Source organism: Paenibacillus sp. FSL M7-0656, from assembly GCF_038003225.1.
Lineage (GTDB): Bacteria > Bacillota > Bacilli > Paenibacillales > Paenibacillaceae > Paenibacillus > Paenibacillus amylolyticus.
In genome coordinates, this window is the sequence record NZ_JBBOOT010000001.1 from 2,496,093 (window position 1) to 2,515,326 (window position 19,234).

The window sequence follows — 19,234 nt, forward strand, 5'->3', positions numbered from 1 at the left end:
TCTTGCGTATCTGGGGTATGAAGCGAACTCTGCCGTCAACAGAAGTGATGACGAAGCACTCTGCCTGTTATATTTCGCCTTTCACTACTAACCGGTGGCTGCAATACCGTATAACATCTCCGGCCCGGTTCTTACTGCTGTGGACACCCCCGAGATGAACGAAGTATACACACTTTCCAATGCTGGTGGTGCAGACAGATCCTGAGCTGTGAACGAGTGGAATTCGGCACCTCCGTTCTGTCCAATCGTACCTTCAGCACGGTAGATGATATAGAAAGGATCATATAAAAAACCTCGCACAAGCTCCACAACAAAGGTATCTCCCAGTTCCCCCGTAACACCTACTGTCCCGTTCAACGTAATAATGGGATTCACCACACCCTGCGTCTGTAGACCAATGGTGCCAAAAGCTGTCGGGGAATCTGACAGTGACAAAGCGGGCTGTCCTACGGTTGCCGAGTTCATCGAAGTTCTCATATCGAGAAACACGCCCATGATAACACCTCCAATGCTATGGGATACCCTATCCTATGAATCTCACTACTCTTATGATTGGATGTATAGCAGATTGCATGAACCTATTTTTATTTGTCGACTGTTAATGGTATATTGAACTGCATAACGAAAATGAACGGATCGTATGCACACAAGCGGTACAGGCTGTTCAGAAGGAGATTACTATTCATGAATAAACGCAAACGTCCAACCAGCAAGACATCGGCCTCGGCCAAAGGGAAATCTTATGCAGGTTCATCTTCAGCACGGTCCGGCAAGTCCAACTTCTCATCTGCCAAAACATCAGGTGCTTCCGCATCACGTAATACGGAGGAGAATAAGAAGCCAATAACCGCGAAATCATCGGGTGCACCCAAGAAAGCTGGAGGCAACAAACCCAAAAATGCCAGCGCATCCAAACGACCAGGCAATTCCTACTATCGCAAGCAGGAACCACCACGCCAGTACAAAGTGACCGAACCGGATGAACTGTTGAACTTCCTGTTGCAGCATTTGAAATCAGGACGGAACGCAGTGAAGTCCATTCTGGGTCGTGGACAGGTATCCGTGGATCAGAAGGTTGTAACCAAGTTTAATGAAGCGCTGACGCCAGGTCAGATTGTCTACATTCGAAAAGAAGGTGCAGTCGCTGCTCCATCCTTGACGGGAATTAACATTTTGCATGAAGACGATGATATCATTGTGATCCGCAAGGAAGCTGGACTATTGTCCATTGCCGCTGACAAGACAGATGACCTGACGGCTTATCGCCAACTGACAGAGCATGTGCGCCGCACCAATCCGCTCAACCGGATCTTTGTTGTCCATCGTCTGGATCGGGATACATCGGGTGTGATGATGTTTGCCAAAAGTGAAGAGGTGCAGCAGAAGCTGCAAAACAACTGGAAAGAAAATGTGCAGGACCGCGTCTACGTTGCCCTTGTTGAAGGTTCGGTAGCCAAAGAAGAAGGCACCATCTCTTCCTGGTTGAAGGAAACCAAAACGCTGAAAATGTATTCCAGCTCTCGTCGGAATGATGGACAACACGCCATCACACATTACAAACGTCTGAAGTCGAACCGTGAGTTCTCCTTGCTGGAAGTGCGTCTGGAGACAGGCCGTAAAAATCAGATTCGTGTGCATATGGAAGATCTCGGACATCCGATTGCCGGTGACAGAAAATATGGTGCACGCACAAGAGACCTTGGCCGTCTTGGACTTCATGCACGTATACTCTCGTTTATCCATCCCACAACGGATGAGTTAATGTCATTTGAAACGGATATTCCGAAGCCATTCATGTATCCGTTCCGTGCAGAAACTCCACCTGCGAAATAACTGCACCTCTAATGTGTGCATATATAGAAAATTCACTGATCGATTGATCATACCTGAAAGGAGGAACGGACACTGAAAAACCTGTTGATCACCGGTTACCGGGCACATGAATTGCAGATTTTTGGACAGAAACATGAAGGTATTCCTTTTATCAAAAAAGCCATCTCCTCCCGTCTTACTCCCCTTGTCGAAGATGGTCTGGAATGGGTGCTGACGCCGGGACAATACGGTGTGGACCTGTGGGCCTGCGAAGTGGTCATTGATCTAAAGAAGATGTATCCACATCTGAAACTGTCGATCATCACTGCCTTTCAGAACCCAGAAGAGCAATGGAAAGAAGACAAGCAGGAGTATTACCGTTCCATCCTCTCGGGTGTGGACTATTACGGTGCAATTAGCAATCAACCTTATATCGGGCCGTGGCAGTTCACTGCACGGGATGACCTGTTGCTGCGTAAAAGCGACGGTCTTCTGCTCGTCTATGACGAAGATGCCGGAGAAGGCAGTCCCCGTTTTGTGAAGGAAAAAGCCGTGAAGAAACAGCAAAACGAGGACTATACAATCATCAGTGTCACTTCAGAGGATATTCAATCTGTAGCTGAGGATGAGCGCATGAACGATGTTATAGACTTTGATGATTCTTCATTCTAATTCATTGTGTATCAGTATAGTTCGTCAGAGGTGCATAACATTTCGAATGACGTACATATGTTTTTTTTCGAGGCAGGTTGGGTATAAGTAGTATTATAACTGCGATGATATGTCGTATGGGATAAGGGGAACTGCAGCCATGACAATTACGCCAGAGCAGCGCATTCAACTGCATGGATTTAACAACCTGACCAAGTCGTTGAGTTTCAATATGTACGATATTTGTTATACCAAAACCAAAGACGAACGCGAAGCTTACATTGAATATATTGATGAACAGTATAACGCCGCCCGGCTGAGTAAAATTCTGAATAACGTCTCCGATATCATCGGAGCCCACGTTCTTAATGTTGCCCAGCAGGATTACGTGCCTCAAGGTGCGAGTGTTACGATGCTTGTCTCGGAAGGTCCGATTGTGGAGATCCCCGAAGAATCACTCGATGAATCTCCCGGCCCTCTGCCCGATAACGTTGTCATGCAGCTGGATAAAAGCCATATCACTGTGCACACCTACCCTGAGTTTCATCCTAGTGAAGGTATCAGTACCTTCCGTGCGGACATCGATGTCTCCACCTGCGGTGAGATCTCACCGCTTAAGGCGCTGAATTATCTGATCCACTCCTTTGATACGGACATTATGACGATGGATTACAGGGTGCGTGGTTTTACGCGGGATACGAGCGGACGCAAGCTGTTCATTGACCATGAGATCGGCTCGATTCAGAATTATATTCCGGATGAGATCAAGAGCAGCTTTGACATGATTGACGTGAACGTCTATCAGGAGAATATTTTTCACACCAAATGTAAACTGAGGGAATTTGATCTCGATAATTATCTGTTTGGGTACACCAAGGATAAGCTCAGCAAAAAGGAACAACAGGAGATCACGGAGTGGCTTAAGCTGGAGATGGACGAGATCTATTACGGCAAAAATATTAATCGTCCCTCTTAAAGAGGTTGTTCAACGCTGATCCATAAGGGCAAGTTCTAAGATAAGATTTCATGAAGGCAGGGTTCTTCTTTTCGGGGGACCTCCGGCATGTGCTTGTCTTTTTCTTTGTTATGTTGACAGTGTGCAACTTAATTTCTTATTATAGAAGTAACTGTACAATCTACAGTGAAGGAGACTGAGCCCGTGATCGAAACGAATACGACAAGACGTAACGAATCACTGTTACAAGCGCTTACTGCACAGCATAATGCCATTACCAACAACATAGCCAATGCAGACACGCCTAACTACAAAAAGAAAACGGTAGAGTTTCAGGAAGAGTTGAGACGTATCGTTGAAAATGGCAAAACAGATCAGCTCGCCATGAAGCGGACTCATGACAAACACTTTCCTATCAGTGATCCCAATTCTTCCATCGTACAGTACCGAATTGTCGAGAACAACGAAACAGCCATGAACAATAACAACAATAACGTTGACATTGACAAGGAAATGGCGAATCTTTCGGAGAATCAGCTCATGTATAACTACATGGTTGATCGGGTCAGTGGACATTACAAAAAAATGAAGAATTTATTGAATGATCTGAAATAATGAATGTACAAGCAGCCCGAAATGGCTGCTTTTTTTTGTTGTTTTTCCCTGAGTGTAGCTCGTTTGGTGCCATTTTTCGGTATCCTCTCCTGTTCGTAGTATAATGGGGAGAAACGATTGATTTCATATCGAACAAAAGAGGTGCAACATGTCTCCACGTCATTTAAATGGTTTTCAAGGTTCCAAAGTCAGATTAGCGGCCCCATGCCCGGAAGATTGCATGCGTCTCTCCCGCTTCACAGATGATTATGAATATTTGCGCAACATGGATACCGATATCGCGATCCCGTTAACGCCGGATGAAACGGGTTCTTCGTCTGTCCGCCGAGACAACGGATTTGAATTTGCATTACGTACACTGGAGGGTAACCGATTCATTGGATTCACAGCCCTCTACCGAATTGAATGGAACAATCGGTCGGCTCGTCTGGCCATTGGTATCGGCGAAGAAAATGATCGAGGTAAAGGTTACGGAAGCGACGCTCTGGCTCTGATTCTTCGATATGGCTTCCACGAATTGAACCTAAACCGGATTGCGCTGGAAGTCATTGAATACAATGAAGCCGCGAGACGTGCGTACCTAAAAGCCGGATTCCGGGAAGAGGGTCGCCAGCGTTCAGCAGTTTTGCGGGATGGCATGCATTACGACCTGATCTCGATGAGTATCCTTGCCGAAGAATGGTCCGCACAGGCTGGGCTTCCCTTGTCATTCCAGTCTACTCGTACTCCTGAATCTGGGGATATGGTAGCGGGTGGTTTTTCACAACCTAATGGGAACGAACAAGCTACGCTGTCAATGTCGGAATTAAGTTCTGTTCCAAAAGGTGAATCTGAAATTTCACCTCGCATCGGCGTAGGTGCGGTCATCCTGAATGAACGGGGCGAAGTGCTTCTCGCTTGGCGGAATCGTCAGCCCGAGCAGCACACCTGGAGTATTCCCGGTGGGAAAGTAGATCCCTACGAATCACTGGAGACTGCCGTCATCCGTGAAATCAAGGAGGAAGTGAATCTGGATATCGCCATTGACAGTCTGCTCTGCACGGCGGAGACGATCCAGCCACAACAGAAGGAACATTGGATATCCGTGCTCTATTCCACCAAGGTGATTGGCGGTCATGCTCGTAATCTGGAAGAAGGCGGAGCCATCGGTGAGATCGGCTGGTTCCCATTGAATGATCTGCCCTCTCCACTCGCCTGCTTTGCCGTGCCTGGGCTGGAAGCTGTGAAGAAGCTGTATAACCAGAATTAAGCTTGGAGGTGCTTGCAAGTGTTGGAGATTCCTCTTCCTCGACCTGTACCCTTCATTCTGCATGAATCGAGTTCCCAATTCGATTGGAAAGGCAGCGGCTCGTTATCACTGAAAACATTCCGTAACGGAAAAACGCTCTATGAAGCGGGACGCGGTCACTTCGCAGTCAATAATGAGAACTATCTGCTTCTGAATGAGGCTCAGGAATATAGTCTTCACATTGATTCATCTACTCCAGTTGAATCCTTCTGTATCTTCTTCCCTCCCGGTTATGTGGAAGAGATCGGTCGGAATCTGATTACCAGTGATATTCGGCTACTTGATGAGCCGTGTAGTTATTCACCCTCAAGCAAGATGGAGTGGGTAGAACGTACATACGCGATGGATAATCGGCTTGGTGCAGCCCTGAATCATTTGCGGAATTTGTACAGTCAATACAAGCTAGATTCCTGGGCAATAGCGGAACAGCTTCATCAGCTTGCTGTTCACATGCTGGATCTACACCGTAACGTTCAGCAAGAGATCAACGAACTGGATATGATCAGACGTTCAACCCGAGAAGAGTTGTACCGAAGAGTGTATATCGGGCATGAGTATATCTCCGCCTACTATGATCAGCCGTTAACGCTAGAACAGACTGCAGCGGCTGCACAACTATCCGTGAATCATTTTCTACGCAGTTATAAAAAGTTGTTTGGTACTTCACCCCATCGTTATCTGATTGAATGTAGACTATTGGCTGCGAAGGGGCTTTTGCTAGATTCGGACAGGTCTGTCACCAATATCTGTTATGATGTGGGCTTCGAAAGCCTCGGTTCGTTCAGTTCATTATTCACTAGACGCTTCCATAGCTCTCCTTCCCAGCTGCGGGCAAAAAGGTGATTATGAAGAAGAACCTCTGAAGAGGAACATCTATAATTAAATTATCTCATCAGATGGAGGTATTCCTTATGAATCATGCAGAACAGATGAATCAACTATTTCAGGCTGCACAGTCTGGAGATGTGGCCAACCTGCAATTATTGCTCGCTTCTCACCCGGAACTCACCAATACTGAAAATCAGGAAGGGTTAACTCCGCTGGGATATGCCTCTCATTATGGACAAGCAGGAGTAGTTCGTCTTCTTCTGGAGCATGGAGCGGATGTTAACGCCCTTTCTCATTCCAAGATTTCCTTTATTCCGTCCAATACTGCACTGCATGCCGCACTTGCCGGAGAACGTTCACCAGAAGTTATCCAACTTTTACTCGAACATGGGGCATCCACGAATATTCTGGACAGCGATGGACAATATGCGTTGCACTCGGCAGCATTTCATACGGATCAGATCGAACTTATCGAGATGTTACTTCAGCATGGAGCTGATCCAAACGCGCTAAACTCAGCAGGCCAGACCGCACTAGAGATTTCACTTGAAAGTGGTAACACGTCTACAGCTTCATGTCTGCGAGCAGCCGTTACAGCGCATCAGCAATAATGATTAGATAACGTGAGTAATACGCGAATAACCGTCAGGACTCTTTTTGGAGTACAAAGAGAAGGTCTGACGGTTATTTGTTGTTCGATTACATACCTCTATCGAGAGGCTATATAAGTTGAGCTAAAGAATATTTACACTTGCCACTCCGATGACAGAACAACCCTCCGATCGCTGTTATCCCCAGATTTTTTTAATTCACTTTTACAAAGGTGAAAATCTGGCGATAAAGGCGAAGTGTATGCTTCCGAAGGAGCTTTCTTTCAGAAAGCTTTTAGCTCCGCTTCTTCACGTTATTTCTGTCCTCTACGTTCTCATGTAAATACTTCGTTCAACTTCTATAGAAATCCCGATACATTATATTTTTTTAGAAAACAAGAACCGTTTGAAGCTTTGCACGGTCTAATACTCAACATATCCATGAAAGGAGGAGCCATGTGACCCCTCTTCAGCTCACCATCGCCGCACAAAAAGGGGATGCCGAGGCTTTTGCATCCTTAATGGAATTACATCAGAGCCAACTGTACCGTATCGCCTATGCCTACCTGCACAACGAAGGTGATGCGCTCGAAGCGATTCAGGAATCAACGTTCAGGGCGTTCCGTAAACTCAAAAAATTAAAGGAACCATCCTACTTCGGCACTTGGCTCATCCGCATTCTGCTCAACTACTGTGCGGACGAACGCAAACGCAAAAGTCGGTTCAGTCCCGTCACCGAGATTCATGAATCCAGCAGCTGGGATCGTCCTGCGGACCCCGATCTTGCTGCGGCCGTATCCACCCTTGACCGGGATTGCAAACAGATTATTATCCTGAGTTATTTCGAAGGTTTCTCCTTAACTGAAGTTGCCGATATTCTCGAAATCCCGACCGGAACCGTAAAATCCCGATTACATCGGGCACTCGGACAGCTCCGTGATCAACTTGAAACGAAGGGAGATGTATCCTCATGACGGATGAACAAAACTCATTCGACACATTGGAAGAACGTCTGAATGCTCGAAAGACGGAGTACGAAACCATGCCTGTGCCCGATTCCGCCGCCTATCAGGCTGTGCAGTCCGGAATCCGCCAGGCTGCCCGTAAGCGAAAGTCCCGGCTGCGCTGGTACATGAGTTCCATCTCGGCAGCGGCCTTCATCCTGCTGTTTACCGGATGTATCCGTGTCTCTCCCGCTTTTGCATCCTTCGTGGAGCAATTGCCCGGAATGGAGGGCATTGTGAGTATGATTCGCCAGGACAAAGGATTAATGATGGCCATCGATAAGTCCCTCTTACAGCAGGTCGGTGTCACCGACGAGCATGATGGTACTTCCTTGACCGTTGAAGGCATTATCACAGACGAGTCACGTATGGTTATTTTTTACACGATGAAAGGTATGAAAGATCCCAAGAAATTCAACTATGACATTGATTTGCTGGATGAGAACGGTAAAAAGTTACCTGTTGCGTTTAGCTATTCCTCTCTAAATCCAGCTTCAGAAAGTGGAATTTATGAGGATAAAATCGATATCTCATTCATAGAATCTTTACCTCCACAAGAGCTGACCGTTGTATTTAAGGAACGAGGTAAGGAACCGAATAATAAGTGGAAGGTCACCTTTCCCGTGGATCACAGCTTAACAAAAGGCATGAAAAAAATCATTCCCGTAAACCAAACAATGACCGTGGACGGGCAGCGTATCCATGTGAAACAGGCCATTCTGTATCCCACTCGTCTTGTACTTGATATCGAATATGATCGGAACAATACCAAAACAATCTTTAACATTCGTGATCTGCACTTGGTAGATGAGCAAGGCCGAGCATGGCGAACAGATTCATCTTCTATCTCAGGCTCTGGAAGTTCCGTCTTTTTCGAAAGCATGTACTTCTCCACTCCGAAAAAACTGACTCTGCAAGGGTCTGGCCTTTCAGCAGTGGATAAGGAAGAACTGGTTATCAGCATCGATCCCTCTTCAGGTGAAATACAAGGTGGCCCATCCAGTTTAAAATTGCTGAAAAGCACGGTCCAGGGCAAAAATCTGATCCTCGAGTTTTCAATTGCAGATGCTCAAAATGCTACTTCGGGGCTATCATTTACCAATATTGAGGACAGTAAAGGGAACCCTTTCGACATTAATGAAGTAGGCTGGAGCCCTTCCGTCTTTGAAGCAAGAGTTGTCATTAAAAATGGAGCCGCAGCCAAAGGAAATCTGACAATGGAAATATTCTCTTACCCTGATCAAATTCGTGCACCGTTCTCTATTAAAATTCCTGTGACTCCCTAAAGAAAATGTAACCGCCATAATTGCAAGCCACACGACGTATTCATGCACTATAATGAAAATATTAAACAACTACATTAAATCGATATGTTTACAGGAAAGGGTGTTTCCACAATGAATAATCGTTCTATCCGTTATCCGCAACCACTCGCGCAAGGGGACATGATCGGTGTGGCAGCCCCCTCCAGCGGTGTTGGCGAATCCCTGCACCATTATCTTGAGGAGAGCAAACGTAATATGGAGCGCCTTGGTTTTGGCGTGCTGGAAAGCCCATCGCTCCGCCACAACACCAAATGTGTGAGTGCCTCCAAAGAGGAACGCGCCGAAGAGATGAATGAGTTTTTCCGCAATCCAAATATTCAAGCCATTATCCCTCCATGGGGCGGGGAATTTCTGATGGATATCCTCCCCCTGCTGGATTGGGAAGCTTTGAAAACATTACCGCCCAAATGGGTCATGGGATATTCGGATATCAGTACGTTCCTGTTCGCCTATACCCTGATCACTGGAACAGCATCCGCACATGGCACCAATTATGTTGATCTAAGATCAAACGCCCTCGATCCCGTGACTGCGCGCTGGATTGATGTGTTACAGACCAAATACGGCGGACAGATCACACAATCGTCTTCCACACATTATCAATCGGCATGGAAACCGGAATCTCCTGGATTTAACCTGGATACACCTTCGCGCTGGAAACAGCTCGGCCACTCGGAAGATGCAGATACCGCAGTGTCGTTCTCCGGTCGGCTGATCGGTGGCTGTATGGATACGATCACTAGTCTGATTGGTACGCCGTATGCACCCGTCCAATCGTATCTGGATCAGTACTGTGCAGATGAAGGAACGATCTGGTATCTGGAAAGCTGTGAAATGAATGCGGGGGATATCTACCGTCATCTGTGGCAGATGAGACAGGCCGGCTGGTTTGCTGGCGTGAAAGGTTTCATGTTGGGCCGACCTGCGGGTTATTCCGATACAGCGGATTTTAATTTCACCGATGCCCTATCCTCTGCACTTGGGGATCTGGATGTCCCTGTACTGTACGATGTGGATCTCGGCCATGTTCCACCCCAGCTCACCTTTGTGAATGGAGCATTAGGCAAAGTCGCTTATGAAAATGGACGCGGGAGCCTTGAGATGGCGTTTGTGTAATCACCTTTTATAGGCAGATGCATACCTTGAAGTAAGAACTTATTTTGAGGAAGGGTTGTGCATCATGTCTGAATCCACATCCACGCCATCCACGCGTGTCGTGTATCAAGCCAATCAACCGACGCTTCAATCCGTGCAAAGTGTGCGGAATATGCTTCATCATACAGCCCGGCAGCATGTAGGCAAGAAGGTACAAGTCCAGAATATCGATGGGCAAGTGTGGGAAGGTGTCATCATCAGTGCAGACCGGGGGATTTTGTATCTCCAGGTTACCCCGATGCATGGATATCCTGAACCGCGCGCCTTGTTTGGACCAACGATTTTGCCGCTTGTGCTGTATGAATTGTTGGTTATCACACTGTTGATGTAGTGGTATTGTACTTCTATATCCGAACCTGTACCAAGAAGCTTCGCTCCTGAGATCTTCAAGTCTTGGGAACGAGGCTTTTTTATCGTCTTGGCGATGGTGCGGTATGATTCCTTGCGAGCGTGTGAAATATGATACAATGGTGTCGCACCACCCCATATCTCATATGAAACGGAGCTTGATCCGGTTGGAATACATACGTCATGATTCATCACCCGTATCACAAGCCGAGACGGGTATGATTGGCAGCAATCCTACTGAACAATCACGCGTGATTGCAATCTGTCTGCTCGCAGGCAAAATCATGCTTCAAAGCGGTGGTGAAACCTACCGTGTGGAAGATACGATGAAACGTATGGCAGCTGCGCTGGGCTTACCCCATTCGCACAGTTACGTTGTTCCGACAGGCATCTTCTTCTCTGTTGATGCAACCGAACCTGCCAAGCTCATTCGTATCTCCGAACGTACGACGGATCTGGACAAGGTGTCCGAGGTGAATGCGGTTTCCCGCCGCATCGGGCAAGGTGAGCTATCCGCTCAGGAAGCCCATGATCTGTTGATACAGATCGAAGGAAAGCCCTCCTCCTATTCAACGGCTGTGCAGCTTACGGCCGCAGCGTTATCCAGTGGTTGTTTTACCATTATGTTTGGCGGAGGCTGGAGCGACTTTCTTCCGGCGCTAATCTGCGGGGGTATAGGTTATGCAGCCGTTATTGCCTTTCACCGGTTGGTGCGGGTCAAATTCTTTGCCGAGCTTACGGCATCCTTTGTTATTGGCTTACTCGCTTTTCTCCTGATCTATATGGGAGTGGGTCATGAACGGGACAAAATCATTATTGGTTCGGTTATGCCGCTGGTTCCGGGGTTGCTGATTACCAATGCTGTACGCGACCTGATGGCCGGACATCTCGTCTCCGGATTATCCAAGGGAGCCGAGGCATTTCTGACTGCTTTTGCTATAGGTACAGGCATTGCAGTTGTATTTTCACTTTTTATGTAAGACGGAGGAATGCAGGATATGCTCCATTTTATTGAACAAGCCTTGACCAGTTTTGTCGCCTCAGCCGCGTTTGGGATCATCTTCAACGCACCACGGCGCATGCTGCTCCACGGTGGATTTGTCGGCATGATCGGCTGGATTATCTATATCGTGCTTGAATATGCAGCGGATGCGGTTCCTGCTACACTTGCAGCGACCATAGCCGTAGGTGTCATCAGCCAGGTATTCTCTCGCATGTTTCGCGCACCCGTCATCATCTTCAGCGTCGCAGGCATCATTCCTCTCGTTCCTGGTGGACTGGCGTATAATGCAATGCGAAGTTTTGTGCAAAATGACTACAGTGCCGCTATGGAGATGGCCGCCAAGGCACTCATGTTATCCGGCGCTATTGCCGTAGGCCTTGTGTTATCCGAGGTATTAAACCAGATGATACGCCGAATTCCCGCCTCACTTCGGGCAAAATCATCATCGAAATAATCGTTCTTTTCACATATTCAGCACACGTAAGGCCCGTTAGCATACAGGATAAAATCTTGTATACCTACGGGCCTTACGTATCGCTATCCTATAGAGCACTATAGTGCATAGTGCAGTGAGACAATCAAAGAAGTCTATTTACTTCACAAACGTATTTTTCACACGTACCGACTTTAGAAAATACGGGATAAAGATACAACATGTCAGAATGGATCGTATCGTCAAATTAAATGCTGATGTTGGATCGAGCACATGTTGCTCTCTCGGAATCTCAATTCGTGCGATCAAGATCCATGTCACGATTCCAATCAATACATTTGCAATGTACAGAATAATCATCATGCGCGGAAATTGCCTTTTTTTCTTATACAGCAGTACGAGATTCACGATAACAATTATTAGTAAAATGACGCTGCTTATGACCCCGAACCAAAGGAGCGGGCGTATCCCTTCAGTATAAAGTTCCGGATCAACACCACGGACACCCTCCCATCTCACCGGATCCATAATGACATTTACCTGCGACATATCCGCAATAAGAAGCACCAGTGTGACCCACAGGCCAATCTGAATTAATATAAGCCATCCGCCTAATCCGGAGATGCCAGGCCGTTCCGGTCTAATACCACTTTTAGGCTGCAGCGAGCTTGTATCCAGTTCCGAGTTCCTATATTTATAGTTCATTTCAGCCTCCGTTTACGATAGATAAGACACATATTATACATTAGAAGCTATATTCTGTGTTATCCAAGAGAAGGAAAGAACCATCTGGACTAAGGTCTCTCTCTTGCATTCTATTGGGTAGCACGTCTCATCACTGTTGCGAACAACTCCGCTGCAACACCACTTCCTGACTTCATATAATGTTTTGCATCCGTATGATCAAATCCCATCCAGACCGCCACAGTCCAGTTGCTCGTATAGCCCACAAACCATAGATCCCGATTGGCCTCTCTTCCCACACCAGGTAATGCAGCCTGTGTTGTTCCCGTTTTCCCTGCTACCTTGTGCTGACCGAGTTGTGCCCGGCTTCCTGTTCCCTGACTGACTACATTTTGCAGCATTCTGGTCATGGCATTCGCCGTACTGGAGGAGATTACCTGCTTGTTTTCCGACTTATGAGCAAATATAGTCCGTCCTTGTGAATCTGTAATCTCGCGTATCAGATGGGCTGTATTCAATTGGCCATGATTCGCAAACACCGTATAGGCCTGCGCCATCTTCATTGGCGACACTCCCTGATGCACACCTCCCAAGGCAATTGAGAGGTTTAGATCTTCTTTCCCCAGTTCAATACCGAGCCGTGCTGCAAATTGATGTGCATCGTTCAGTCCGGTCTCATGAAGCAGCCATACGGCTGGGGCATTGATAGACTTTTGCAAGGCTTGGGACATGGCAATTGAACCACTGTAACGCCCACCGAGATTGGAAGGTTGATAGCTGCCATATTGCATGCGTTTATCCGGTAGTATACTCTCTGGCTTGAACTTCCCCGACTCCAACGCAGGACCATATGCAATAATCGGTTTAAAAGAAGAACCTGGCTGCCGTGCATCCATAATAGCCCGGTTGATGCCCCCTTTTAAGGGATTACGTCCACCCATCATCGCTTTCACTTCACCGTTATGCTGGTCGATAATAACCATACTTGCCTGGACCTGCTCGTCTTGGCGATCATCAGGGAATCGGGTAGCGTCTGCAAATGTTTCTTCCATCGCCAGTTGTGCCTGTTCGTCTAGCCCAGTTTGAATGACCCAACCTGCCGATTGAATCTCTGCTTCACTTTTACCTGTGAGCCGAGAAGCCTCCTGCATCACAGCATCCACGGCAGACACATATGCGGGCTCGCTCAAGCCTGGTGAAGTTGTTGCATACAATACGGTTTCAGGCCGCGTGAAATTGACGTCACGGGCTTGGAGCATCTGCTTTCGTGTAATTAGCCCCTGTTCATGCATTAGTCCAAGGATAACGGTACGTCTTTGTTTGGAAAGTTCAGGATGATCTACTGGATTGTATATGGATGGACCTTTGGGCATTCCAGCTAATGTAGCAATCTGCCATAGTTTCAATTGGTGCATATCCTTAATTCCGAAATACCGCCAGGCTGCCGCTTTTACACCATACTGCTGGCGTCCCATGTAGATCTGATTCAGATACATTTCCAGAATTTCATCCTTGCTATACTTCTTCTCCAGGGCCATCGCAATCGATATCTCATTCACCTTTCGACTCAACGTTTTATCCCCATTCAAATACAGATTTCTTGCCAGTTGCTGCGTAATGGAGCTTCCTCCCTGACTCAGATTCATATGTAAGATGTCTTGCATAATGGCTCTGCCAAGTCCGATGAAATCCAGTCCATCATGGTTGTAGAAACGTCGATCTTCTGTAGCCAAAAAAGCCATCTTTAATAAATCTGGCATAGCGTTCAGTTCAGCATATTCGGAATACCCTTTGGTCTGCGTATGCAACCTCGAAATTTCGGTCCCCTCTGCATTCGTAATAATGGTTGAAGAAGCCACCTGCATGGCCTCTGGACGATTGCGAAGCATTCCTTCGCCATAAGTAATCAGATAGAGATAGAAAAGGGTCAATATCAAAACTACAACCACTGCGGCATCAAAAACGTAATACATCCATCGCTTGCTCACGTGTTTCAACATTCAGGCTCCTTGTGTACCCGTTCAATTGAAACTTCGTGTTCCTGTCTATCTCGTTGTGTAATCTCCAGAGCATGATGAAGCAGCAATGTCTGTTCATACGCCAACTTGACCCAATGCTGAACTTCCATCTCGTCCTGACACCGCCCTTGGATAATCTCATCCAGAGAAGATTGAATACCGTAGAGAGTAAGTTTTATCGGTAGGTCAACCTGTGTAGAAATAGTTTGAGTGTTCTCCTTGTCTTCTTCATTATGTTGCTGAAGGCCGGGTTGCTCATGCTGAATAGACGCTCCCTCTACCTCTCTTCTCTCATGTTTCGGTTCTGATCTGCTCAGCCCTTCCTCATGCAGGAGAAACGTAATTACATTCAGATTGGCAGCAATTTGTCGTAGTTCACCACCACTTAGAACATCAATTCTTCCAGGATTGTGGCCCAATGCAAGTTCGGCTGTTCCGCGTGCAAGTTGACTGAGATCTTCCGCAATCTTCTGGGATCGAATCCAGAAAAAGATCGCAAACATGGCTCCTCCAATGAAGATAAAGAGCGGCTTTGTTCCGATATGATTGATTCCCCAGTTCATCATACGCGTTATCCATGCTGCATCTGGAAGGATGTGATTGTGGGCAAACCGTAGCACGTGATAAACGACAAAAAGGAGCGCTGCGCTCAGTAACGCGCTTGCTCCTCCAATGTATATGTATCTTAGTCTTACTGTACTAAATTGAGACTTCATATTCGGTATTCTCCTCTATACAATAATATGGTAATAGAGGTAGAATACCGAATATTTCTTAATGAGATAGTGGCTAACTTCTTACCAAATTCTTAATTTTTATTCCTCTGAGTAATTACTTGGTGAAGCAGCGGTTACAGGGAAACGGGTAACAAAATCCGTTCTGCCATTTTCACTGTAAGCAACGATACTTCCTCGATGTAATTCAATCATCGATTTGGCAATCGCCAGGCCGAGACCGGTACCTCCCGTATCGCGGGAACGGGATTTATCTACCCGATAGAATCGATCAAATAGATGTGGCAGATCTTGTGCCGGAATCGGATCACCATAATTACTGATGCGGACTACAGCCTCTTTACCTTCAAGGGCCAGCCCAATCTCCATTAGTTTACCTTGCGAACCATACCGAATGGCATTGCTGAACAGATTCTCATATGCTCTTACAAGCTCCCCCGGAGTAGCCTGTATCCATAGTGGGTCTTGCCCGCCGATGATCTTGTAGGTCATGCCAGCATCCTCCAGCATGGGAGCAAACTCTTCAGCCAGCTGCATCAGAAACGAATTCAGGTTCAACGCTTGCAGAGATAACGGAAGGCTCCCGCCACTCACACGCGTATATTCGAACAAGTCATCAATTAACTTGCGAAGGGTCAAGGATTTCTCATAGGCAATGCTAACGTAATAACGCATCTCAATCTCATCTTGGTAGCGATCCTTCTCGATGTACTCCAGAAATCCCAGAATAGAAGTGAGTGGTGTTCTCAGATCATGTGATATCCCCGTAATCAGATCGTTTTTGGCAGCAACTGCATTACGCTCTTCCTGAAGCGATAACTGCAATTGTTCAGCCATCTGATTAATGCTTGCAGCAACCACTCCGAATTCATCCGAGGTTTTCACTTCGATGCGATGGGATAACTCTCCTTTGGCAACCTCCTGAATCCCCGCCGTAATTTCATCCAGGACCCGCATCACCTTGCGTGAGAACAGGAAAAAAAACAGCACAAAACCAAGCACGCCTACCACAATCATCAAAGGCACCGAACCGATATTATTCACCAACCACCTGATCCCTTGGGCTGGAATGGAATAATCCGGATACGTCTGAGCTTCCAGGATGGTCTGCCCCACCTTACTACCCCCGTACAAAATAACTGCAGTTAATATACCGCTCAGCAGAAATGCATAGATAAATTTCCATCGGACTGTATTAATCAACTTTGAATTCATAGTAGGAACTCCCTGAATGTGTTCATGTTACACGACATCCTGTGAATGTACATGTTTATTGCGGTTTGATCATCTTATAACCAACACCCCATACGGTCTGAATAAACTTGGGGTGTTTGCTGTCGAGTTCAATCTTCTCACGAATTTTGCGAATATGTACCATGACTGTATTATTCGACTCCATGAATTCTTCTTTCCAGACTTGACGATAGATCTGTTCCATACTAAGTACTGAACCTTGGTGACGAGCCAGTAATTCAAGAACAGCAAATTCACGCGGAGTCAGACGAACCGGCTGCTCATCCACCCAAACTTCATGTGTATCGGTATTTATGACCAGATCATCAATAACCCACTCGTGCTCTTTGTTCTCCCGACCTTCATTGAAGGTATGATACCTGCGCAGCTGGGATTTCGCCCGTGCGACAAGTTCAAGCGGGTTAAACGGCTTGGTCACATAATCATCGGCACCGATGCTTAGCCCTGTGATTTTATCCATATCCATACTTTTGGCGGACAGCATAATAATCGGCATTTTCTGCTCTTCCCGAATTTTCATACAAGCTTCGATTCCGTCCATATTTGGCATCATGACATCCAGAATAATGAGATCGATCGACTCTTTTTTCAATTGTTCCAGTGCTTCAAGCCCATCATTCGCGGTGAGAATCCGATAACCCTCGTTGCCAAAATAAATTTCCATCAGTTTAATAATCTCCTGCTCATCATCCACAAGCAGAATGGTTGCTGGCTGTGCCACGGCATTATTCCTTTCCCTTCCATAATTCCTTACCTGTTCAAAGTATACCACCGAGGGATGAAACTGCGAAAATCATCGTGATCTTCACGGACACGCTCGATCTTGGCCATCATCTCAAGCGTCTCTTCAGGCTTCACCTGCTGAATCCACACTACAGAAGACACCAGCGCCATAGCCGTATACAGTGAATACAATCTCCAGAATAACTCATCCGGTTCATTGCCATCGAAATAGCCTTGAATTTGACCTATGGAATATGGAATACTGATCTCCGAAGCAAACAAACCCAGCTTCAAAAATTCATGAATGGGATCACCTTGATCATAACGATTAAAATCAATCACTCCTGCGAGTTTATCCTGCTTAACGACAAGATTGCTCGGGTGAAAGTCATCATGCTGAAATCCATCTGGACGATTTTTCATCCAACCGAGATGGTTTGCAATAAACGTTAGAATAACATGATCCTCTTTCATCACGATAGGGCACTGTTTATAGCGCTCCACGTAACGTTGATGCTTGGTGCTCTTGCGTATGTACCATGATTCGATCTGTCCCTCCATCGGCAACTGGTGAATCAGCTGTAGCTGCGCTCCTGCTTCCAAACCAACCGCCCACTGCTGCTGTTCATTCAGCTGAGGCAGTCTCTCGGAAGCATCTTCGCCTTCAATGTAGCTAAGAATCATATATCCGTTCTTCTCATCCAATCTACCTGTGCCCAACGTTGCTGGACACAGTACGCCTAATTGTTGCATGCTCTGCAAATATTGATACTCCCTTTGCTTCATCCATTCCTCAGCAATATCATACACCCTCACCAGCACATGGCCTTGACCAGGGATAAACATTTTGAATTTAGTATCTGCTGAATAACCCTTCATAACAGGTTCAATCCGCGTGGCCTGACCAAGTTCAGGAATCTGTTTTAACCTGTCAATCAACGTATTGTCCATCGATGCATTCCATGTATCGTGTTGTTCCACGTCCCGAATCCTCCGTTATTTCACGTATGGCGTGTAGTATCGTCGGTCTATTCCCACTTTAACCCATGATATTTCCTATAACATGCTTATATGTATTCTATCCGTTTCTATTTAAAAAGTACTGATTCGGGTTCTTTGCCCGTCAGGGTCAGCATCGTATACAATTGTCCCCTGTGATGATACACATGTCCCATAATCTCAAGCAGCCACTCCAGCCGACTATAGGAAGCTCCCCAGTACGAATCCGTCACATGTAATAACTCTTCCGTGTTAAACTGCCTGTACCGTTGGTATAGATACATCTGGTTATCAATCAGAGCCTGCTTGATCTCACCGAGCGAATGCACCTGATTCTCTGCATAGAATTGAGCCATCTCTTCCTCCGATGCACCTTCGGAAATATAAACATCCGCTCGGCAGATCACAGACAGATGGGCTAGTAATTCTCCAACAGGTCGTTTACCTTCAATTGGAGTCAAAGCCAAGTCTTCTTCCGACAGCTGATCACATATATCGATTAAAGATGTTACAGCCACGTCAATATGTTTAAACGCAGATTGAATCAACAGTCACACTTCCTTTTTATCCCATTATACAGAACATATGATCGGTTATCAACCAAGATATCCCTCCCTAATATATACCCCAAATCTATATAAATCGAACAAAACATTTACACAAAACGGAGAAGACAGAAAGGACCTGAAGAAGCGGAGCTACAAGCTTTCTGCAGGAAAGCTACTTCGAAAGCATACACTTCGTCTACAAGCTTTCTGCAAGAAAGCTACATCGGAAGCATACGCTATCCCCGGATTTCCCCTTTATAAAAGGAA

Annotated in this window: 21 protein-coding genes and 1 pseudogene; 14 read left to right on the forward strand and 8 right to left on the reverse strand. The window is 46.4% G+C overall.

Translation table 11 applies throughout. The features are described from left to right. Positions 1-87: 87 nt before the first annotated feature. Positions 88-495 carry a hypothetical protein gene (locus MHI01_RS11035; RefSeq protein ID WP_127544097.1) on the reverse strand — a complete coding sequence of 136 codons (408 nt, stop codon included), beginning with the start codon at positions 493-495 and terminating at the stop codon, positions 88-90. 189 nt (positions 496-684) lie between these two features. On the opposite strand from MHI01_RS11035, the gene MHI01_RS11040 reads away from it, so the two are divergent. From MHI01_RS11040 to MHI01_RS11105, 14 genes and pseudogenes are all read left to right on the forward strand, one after another. After that, positions 685-1,833, forward strand: a complete 1,149-nt coding sequence (locus MHI01_RS11040; protein WP_340983134.1) for an RluA family pseudouridine synthase — start codon at positions 685-687, stop codon at positions 1,831-1,833. Between the two features lie 72 nt (positions 1,834-1,905). Next, positions 1,906-2,484 carry a DUF1273 domain-containing protein gene (locus MHI01_RS11045; RefSeq protein WP_105597766.1) on the forward strand — a complete coding sequence of 193 codons (579 nt, stop codon included), beginning with the start codon at positions 1,906-1,908 and terminating at the stop codon, positions 2,482-2,484. Between the two features lie 139 nt (positions 2,485-2,623). Continuing rightward, positions 2,624-3,439 (forward strand): adenosylmethionine decarboxylase, encoded by an 816-nt coding sequence (speD, locus tag MHI01_RS11050; RefSeq protein ID WP_036610662.1) that lies wholly within the window; start codon positions 2,624-2,626, stop codon positions 3,437-3,439. Between the two features lie 183 nt (positions 3,440-3,622). Continuing rightward, entirely contained in the window at positions 3,623-4,033 is a 411-nt protein-coding gene (gene flgB, locus MHI01_RS11055; RefSeq protein WP_036610664.1) for a flagellar basal body rod protein FlgB, read from the forward strand. Positions 4,034-4,181: 148 nt separating this feature from the next. Then, a pseudogene (locus MHI01_RS11060) lies at positions 4,182-4,670 on the forward strand (GNAT family N-acetyltransferase); the annotation flags it as partial. Positions 4,671-4,829: 159 nt separating this feature from the next. Continuing rightward, positions 4,830-5,282: an NUDIX domain-containing protein gene (locus tag MHI01_RS11065; protein ID WP_036611088.1), complete on the forward strand. Its 453-nt coding sequence runs from the start codon at positions 4,830-4,832 to the stop codon at positions 5,280-5,282. Between the two features lie 18 nt (positions 5,283-5,300). Beyond that, positions 5,301-6,164 carry an AraC family transcriptional regulator gene (locus MHI01_RS11070; protein WP_340983135.1) on the forward strand — a complete coding sequence of 288 codons (864 nt, stop codon included), beginning with the start codon at positions 5,301-5,303 and terminating at the stop codon, positions 6,162-6,164. Positions 6,165-6,232: 68 nt separating this feature from the next. Beyond that, the gene (locus MHI01_RS11075; protein ID WP_340983136.1) at positions 6,233-6,760 is read left to right on the forward strand and encodes an ankyrin repeat domain-containing protein; all 528 of its coding nucleotides are present in this window, start codon (positions 6,233-6,235) and stop codon (positions 6,758-6,760) included. A 437-nt stretch (positions 6,761-7,197) separates the two neighbouring features. Next, positions 7,198-7,713 carry a sigma-70 family RNA polymerase sigma factor gene (locus MHI01_RS11080; RefSeq protein WP_340983137.1) on the forward strand — a complete coding sequence of 172 codons (516 nt, stop codon included), beginning with the start codon at positions 7,198-7,200 and terminating at the stop codon, positions 7,711-7,713. Continuing rightward, positions 7,710-9,029, forward strand: a complete 1,320-nt coding sequence (locus tag MHI01_RS11085; RefSeq protein ID WP_339286098.1) for a DUF4179 domain-containing protein — start codon at positions 7,710-7,712, stop codon at positions 9,027-9,029. Before MHI01_RS11080 ends, MHI01_RS11085 begins: the two co-directional genes overlap by 4 nt. A gap of 111 nt (positions 9,030-9,140) precedes the next feature. Next, on the forward strand, positions 9,141-10,184 hold the full coding sequence (locus MHI01_RS11090; RefSeq protein WP_340983138.1) for a S66 family peptidase: 1,044 nt from the start codon (positions 9,141-9,143) through the stop codon (positions 10,182-10,184). A 64-nt stretch (positions 10,185-10,248) separates the two neighbouring features. Next, positions 10,249-10,554, forward strand: a complete 306-nt coding sequence (locus MHI01_RS11095) for an acetyl-CoA acetyltransferase (protein ID WP_211084081.1) — start codon at positions 10,249-10,251, stop codon at positions 10,552-10,554. A 235-nt stretch (positions 10,555-10,789) separates the two neighbouring features. Next, positions 10,790-11,551 (forward strand): threonine/serine exporter family protein, encoded by a 762-nt coding sequence (locus MHI01_RS11100; RefSeq protein ID WP_036669533.1) that lies wholly within the window; start codon positions 10,790-10,792, stop codon positions 11,549-11,551. An 18-nt stretch (positions 11,552-11,569) separates the two neighbouring features. Beyond that, positions 11,570-12,028, forward strand: coding sequence for a threonine/serine exporter family protein (locus MHI01_RS11105; RefSeq protein WP_036610676.1), 459 nt, complete (start codon positions 11,570-11,572; stop codon positions 12,026-12,028). Between the two features lie 138 nt (positions 12,029-12,166). On the opposite strand, the gene MHI01_RS11110 is transcribed toward MHI01_RS11105, so the two are convergent. The 7 genes from MHI01_RS11110 to MHI01_RS11140 all read right to left on the reverse strand — a co-directional run bounded on the left by MHI01_RS11110 (position 12,167) and on the right by MHI01_RS11140 (position 18,967). Continuing rightward, complete coding sequence (locus MHI01_RS11110) at positions 12,167-12,712, reverse strand: DUF2569 domain-containing protein (RefSeq protein ID WP_340983139.1); 546 nt, start codon at positions 12,710-12,712, stop codon at positions 12,167-12,169. A gap of 110 nt (positions 12,713-12,822) precedes the next feature. Further along, positions 12,823-14,691, reverse strand: coding sequence for a transglycosylase domain-containing protein (locus tag MHI01_RS11115; protein WP_340983140.1), 1,869 nt, complete (start codon positions 14,689-14,691; stop codon positions 12,823-12,825). Then, positions 14,685-15,425: a hypothetical protein gene (locus tag MHI01_RS11120; RefSeq protein ID WP_101314087.1), complete on the reverse strand. Its 741-nt coding sequence runs from the start codon at positions 15,423-15,425 to the stop codon at positions 14,685-14,687. Before MHI01_RS11120 ends, MHI01_RS11115 begins: the two co-directional genes overlap by 7 nt. A gap of 99 nt (positions 15,426-15,524) precedes the next feature. After that, entirely contained in the window at positions 15,525-16,658 is a 1,134-nt protein-coding gene (locus MHI01_RS11125) for a sensor histidine kinase (protein ID WP_101314088.1), read from the reverse strand. 55 nt (positions 16,659-16,713) lie between these two features. Continuing rightward, entirely contained in the window at positions 16,714-17,418 is a 705-nt protein-coding gene (locus MHI01_RS11130; RefSeq protein ID WP_026081203.1) for a response regulator transcription factor, read from the reverse strand. 29 nt (positions 17,419-17,447) lie between these two features. Further along, positions 17,448-18,401 (reverse strand): aminoglycoside phosphotransferase family protein, encoded by a 954-nt coding sequence (locus MHI01_RS11135; RefSeq protein ID WP_340983141.1) that lies wholly within the window; start codon positions 18,399-18,401, stop codon positions 17,448-17,450. 107 nt (positions 18,402-18,508) lie between these two features. Beyond that, positions 18,509-18,967, reverse strand: a complete 459-nt coding sequence (locus MHI01_RS11140; protein WP_051449640.1) for a DinB family protein — start codon at positions 18,965-18,967, stop codon at positions 18,509-18,511. Between the last annotated feature and the right edge of the window lie 267 nt (positions 18,968-19,234).